This is a genomic window from Caballeronia sp., from assembly GCF_028292365.1.
GTDB lineage: Bacteria > Pseudomonadota > Gammaproteobacteria > Burkholderiales > Burkholderiaceae > Caballeronia.
In genome coordinates this window covers 1-4,408 of record NZ_JAQGMM010000004.1, presented here as the reverse complement: position 1 = coordinate 4,408, position 4,408 = coordinate 1, and the positions used below count along the sequence as shown (strand labels likewise).

The 4,408-nt window shown below is 59.6% G+C and carries 6 protein-coding genes; 2 read left to right on the top strand and 4 right to left on the bottom strand.

What is annotated here, in order from left to right; translation table 11 throughout:
* Positions 1-635 (bottom strand): 1-deoxy-D-xylulose-5-phosphate synthase N-terminal domain-containing protein (locus JWR14_RS00165; protein ID WP_299699330.1); only part of this gene is annotated, 635 nt, incomplete at its 3' end.
* 371 nt (positions 636-1,006) lie between these two features.
* Between JWR14_RS00165 and JWR14_RS00160 the strand changes: the two genes are divergently transcribed.
* The gene (locus JWR14_RS00160; protein WP_062089626.1) at positions 1,007-1,420 is read left to right on the top strand and encodes a glyoxalase/bleomycin resistance/extradiol dioxygenase family protein; all 414 of its coding nucleotides are present in this window, start codon (positions 1,007-1,009) and stop codon (positions 1,418-1,420) included.
* Positions 1,421-1,528: 108 nt separating this feature from the next.
* On the top strand, positions 1,529-2,266 hold the full coding sequence (locus tag JWR14_RS00155) for a 16S rRNA (uracil(1498)-N(3))-methyltransferase (RefSeq protein ID WP_299699324.1): 738 nt from the start codon (positions 1,529-1,531) through the stop codon (positions 2,264-2,266).
* Between the two features lie 239 nt (positions 2,267-2,505).
* Here JWR14_RS00155 and JWR14_RS00150 read toward each other — a convergent pair whose 3' ends face one another.
* The 3 genes from JWR14_RS00150 to JWR14_RS00140 all read right to left on the bottom strand — a co-directional run.
* Positions 2,506-3,063: a barstar family protein gene (locus tag JWR14_RS00150; RefSeq protein WP_213768530.1), complete on the bottom strand. Its 558-nt coding sequence runs from the start codon at positions 3,061-3,063 to the stop codon at positions 2,506-2,508.
* A gap of 5 nt (positions 3,064-3,068) precedes the next feature.
* Positions 3,069-3,587: a ribonuclease gene (locus JWR14_RS00145; RefSeq protein WP_299699320.1), complete on the bottom strand. Its 519-nt coding sequence runs from the start codon at positions 3,585-3,587 to the stop codon at positions 3,069-3,071.
* Between the two features lie 618 nt (positions 3,588-4,205).
* Positions 4,206-4,408: phosphate acyltransferase (locus JWR14_RS00140; RefSeq protein WP_299699318.1), on the bottom strand; the 203-nt coding region annotated here is incomplete at its 5' end.

The window sequence follows — 4,408 nt, the reverse complement described above, 5'->3', positions numbered from 1 at the left end:
GCTTCGAAACGCTTCGGGGTGTCGTCGCGGAACCAGTGTTCAACGTGACCGTCGATGGAAATACCGTTGTCGTCGTACAGCGCGATCAGCTTGTGCAGTTTGAGCGTGCCCGCGAACGAACAGGCTTCGTGCGAGATGCCTTCCATCATGCAGCCGTCGCCGAGAAACACGTACGTGTGATGGTCGACGATCTTCGCGCCGTCCTTGTTGAATTCCGCTGAAAGCAGCGATTCGGCGAGCGCCATGCCGACCGCGTTCGCCAGACCCTGGCCGAGCGGGCCGGTGGTCGTTTCAACGCCCGGCGTGATGCCGTATTCCGGGTGTCCCGGCGTCTTCGAATGCAGTTGACGGAAGTTCTTGAGTTCGTTGATCGGCAGGTCGTAGCCGGTCAGGTGCAGCAACGAGTACAGCAGCATGGAACCATGACCGTTCGACAAGACGAAACGATCGCGGTCGGCCCAATGCGGGTTACTCGGGTTGTGCTTCAGGTGACGCGACCAGAGCGCCACGCCGATTTCCGCCATGCCCATTGGCATGCCCGGATGGCCGGAGTTGGCTTGTTGAACGGCGTCCATTGCCAGCGCACGGATTGCGTTGGCCATCAGGGTGGTCTGGCTGGAAGTCGGGGTCGTCATGTCGAGTCCGGTAGGTCCTGAAAAGATCCTGGGATGATTCTGAGCGACGCACCGGAGCAAACGATGAACCTACGTTTTCAACACCCGGAGCGACGAGAAACGGAGAGGATCGGAAGCCGGTTATTCTAGCAGACGACTCTGAGACGCTGGCGCGAGGGCCACAGGGAACCGGGCGGCGCAGAGAGCGATTGTTCGCCGGAAACGTCAATCATAACGAATGCTTCCTGCGGGCACGCTCCCTGCAGCAACACATCGGGCCGACGCGACGTAGCGCAGCAACAGAAACCCGCCCAGCCCCCGTGGCCCAGCCCTTCTGCCAAAGGGCGCCATGGCACAATGCAGCCATCAGCCGAGCTCGAGGAGAAGCCCTTATGTCCGACCCCCGCCCCGCCGATGTGCCGTGGCTCACGCCCTACCTGACCGTTCGCGATGCCCGTGTATCCACGGGATTCTACGAACAGGCGTTAGGTTTTGCGGTGCGTGACAGCGTCAACGACGACGGCGCCGTGATCCACGTCGAGATGACCTATCGCGGGCAGTTGATCCTGATGTTCGCGCCCGAAGGCGCCTATGGATCGCACGCGAAGACCCCGAAAAGCACGGGCCTGATGGCGCCGCAATCGTTCTATCTCTACGTAGACGATGTCGACGCAGCGTTCGCACGTGCAGTCGCGGTCGGCGCGAAACCGCTGATCGAACCCCAGGACCAGTACTGGGGCGATCGTTTTGCGCAGTTCGAAGACCCGGACGGGTATCGGTGGGCAATCGCCCGGCATTTGAATTAGGCTGGATCCGTCGCGTTCCAGGTTATTGGTCGAAGGTAGAACGGATAGCGTTCAAGCACCCATCACTTCCCTGCCCGCGCGCTTTACGGCGTCCGGGCGAGTCACTTCATGCCACGTTTCTTTGTTGCCAGTCCGCTCGTCGCGGGCGAAATCATGCCCCTGCCGGACGATGTCGTCCGCCATGTTCACGTCCTGCGCCTGCAACCGGGCGACACTGTCCATCTCTTCAACGGCTTGGGCGGTGAATATCGCGCGCGTCTGGTTGAAATCGGCAAACGGACAGCGATCGTCCAACTCGATGAATTCATCGAACGCGAAGCGGAGCCGCCGTATCGAATCACCCTGGCTCAAGGTGTGGCGGGCGGTGACAAGATGGATTGGCTGATCGAGAAGGCGGTGGAACTGGGCGTCACGTCGGTCGTTCCGCTCACGGCCGAGCGCGGCGTAGTGCGGCTCTCGGGTGAACGCGCTGGCCGTCGGCAAGGACATTGGCAGGCGTTGGTACGAGCCGCGTGTGAGCAATGTGGAAGAAATCGGGTGCCGGACGTTTCGGCGCCTCAGGACCTGGATAAATGGCTCGGCAATCTGCCGCCCGCCAAAGAAGGCGAGTTGCGGCTGCTGTTGTCACCGCGTGCGCAGCTTGGGTTTGCCTCTTTGCCAGTGAGCGCGCCCACGGCACCCGTGACCATCGCGATCGGGCCAGAAGCCGGATTTTCGCCGGCAGAGGAAGCGACTATTGTCGATGCGGGTTTTGCCACGCTTGGTCTTGGACCCCGCGTCTTGCGCACCGAAACGGCGGGTATAGCGGTCCTAGGGGCGCTCGCCGCGCGGTGGTGCGGATGGTGAAGCGGGATGTGAGCCGGATCGCGAAGCAACCGCCCTAGCGCTGCGATTCATCTCGAAAGAAACGAAAAAAGCCAGTCAGCGCCTGTGTTGAACAGACGACGACCGGCTCTCCAACCTCTTTGCACCGAGGAGAAGCAGCGCCTTGCCCGTGGGGCCGGGTCTCGAATTCGGGCGCTACCACTTACGCTCATGCAAGCGACTCAGGCAAGCGACTCAGGCAAACGGCTCAAGCAGATAGCTCAGGCGAACGAGTAAAACACCCTGAACGCCACGCGCCGTTCTGCCCAAAATTCCGCTGCTTCGCGAAACACGTCGAGCAGGGTTTCGCGCCCTTCCTTGTCAAATTTCTGCGCAACGGGCAGCGCTTCCAGCACGATCACGAAACCCGGTTGCGAACCGGCTTTGTGCACGAGGTCAGTAAGGCTGTCGTACAACGCGTCGTAGTTCTTCCCGAAGTGCTTGGGAAACAAAAACGACGTGGCGATGGTTTCGAGCACTTCCTGCTTGCTCTGGGCCTGACCGCAATACGCGTAAAGGAAATGCTGGCCCAGCTTGCTCGCTTCGTCGGCGAGATCCTGGACCCTGAAAGCGCGGATCGACTGCACGATATTTGATCGTACCGTCTTGAAAAGACTCATAGACCCCTCGTTCAATGATGACAGCGCCGTGCTCTGTTCGTCGTCGGGTCGATTTTCGTCTGTCGTGCGGAGTCGCAAAACTCGCTGGAACATGTTGCCATCGCCGGCGAAAAGATCACCCGCGACACCGTTGTCGTGCGCGTAGATGTTGTCGCTCATGCCGTTCATCCCGAAGTTAATCCCGCAATGCGTTTAAAACTCACGTAATGGTCGTCGGTATAGAAGCAGTTGTCGATCTGCCGACGGGGCCCGCCACATACAATCCGACGTGCGCCGCGATCGCGGGCGCGCGGCGTAGGAACGGTGTATTCGTGGTAAAAGCCGCGCGGGTGCGGCGGCAGCATACGCTCGCGGTTGCCAAACACGATGCCGTCTTTCTCATACGGAAACGGACCGCCAGCCTCGATCCGCCGCAGCGTCACAATGGCCTGTTTCGGCAATTGCGAAGCGTCGACGGTAGTCTGCGACGGTTCCGAACCCGCTGAGGCGGTATCGCGCCAGCTCTCTGCGCGCGGATCGCTTTTCAGCTTGTCCTTGTCTTGCAACACGTGCGGCGGTTCCGCCTGCGACGCTACTGCAGAGGTGTTCGCGGCTGGGCTTTGGGTATCTGGCCCGCTTTTCCCGCAGCCGCTCAACACCCACGAAAGCGCCACGATCAATCCACAAAACCACGCGCGCTTCACGAAACCTGTCCCCGCTTTGAACCCAAAAACATGACGACCATGAAAGACGTAAGGGTATCGCTAATGACACCGGGAATCAATGTTGGTTCGGCAGATGCTCATTTTTCAGGCGCTTTTTCCCTCGTATCTGACCGTTGTATGCGGCTCGCCAACGCTTTTTCATCGATGACAAGAAAAATAGGCCTCGATCGTTTTTAGGACCAATCCGAGATATATTTATCTTCAATTGGCTAATAATGACTTCATGCATGGTTTGGGGAGTGGAACCAGTGTCGCCTCTCTCGCGAAGCTCCCACGGCGTAAAAACCGGCACCATCGCTGTTTGGAGGAGAAAGCAAATCCCCTTGCATACCTCGTGCGTGCCGGATCATCCGGCACGCTTTTTTTCGTCCAGGCACACGCGATAAGTCAAAAGAGATTCCAGGCATGAAGTCGGACCGGCCCTCTGTCACGCTAGCCAACAGAGCGAAGAAATAAAAAGAGGGATTGCGACTCCTCGTCGCAATCCCTCTTTTGCCGTTCCTCTTACCGGAGCTCTACTCGAACCCGTCCGCCCTGTGCGGGTTGAGGGGACCGCGGCTTTTAGCTCCGCGAGCCTTGAACCCGAGCTTTGGACGCTTACCGCGCCACCGCCGTCGCGTCCGCCACCAGCAACGCCGTCATGTTGACGATCCGGCGAACCGTAGCCGACGCCGTCAGCACATGCACCGGCTGAGCCGCGCCCAGCAACATCGGGCCAATAGCGATGTTATTGCCGGCCGCGGTCTTCAGCAGGTTGTACGAGATATTCGCGGCATCAATATTCGGCAGGACGAGCAAAT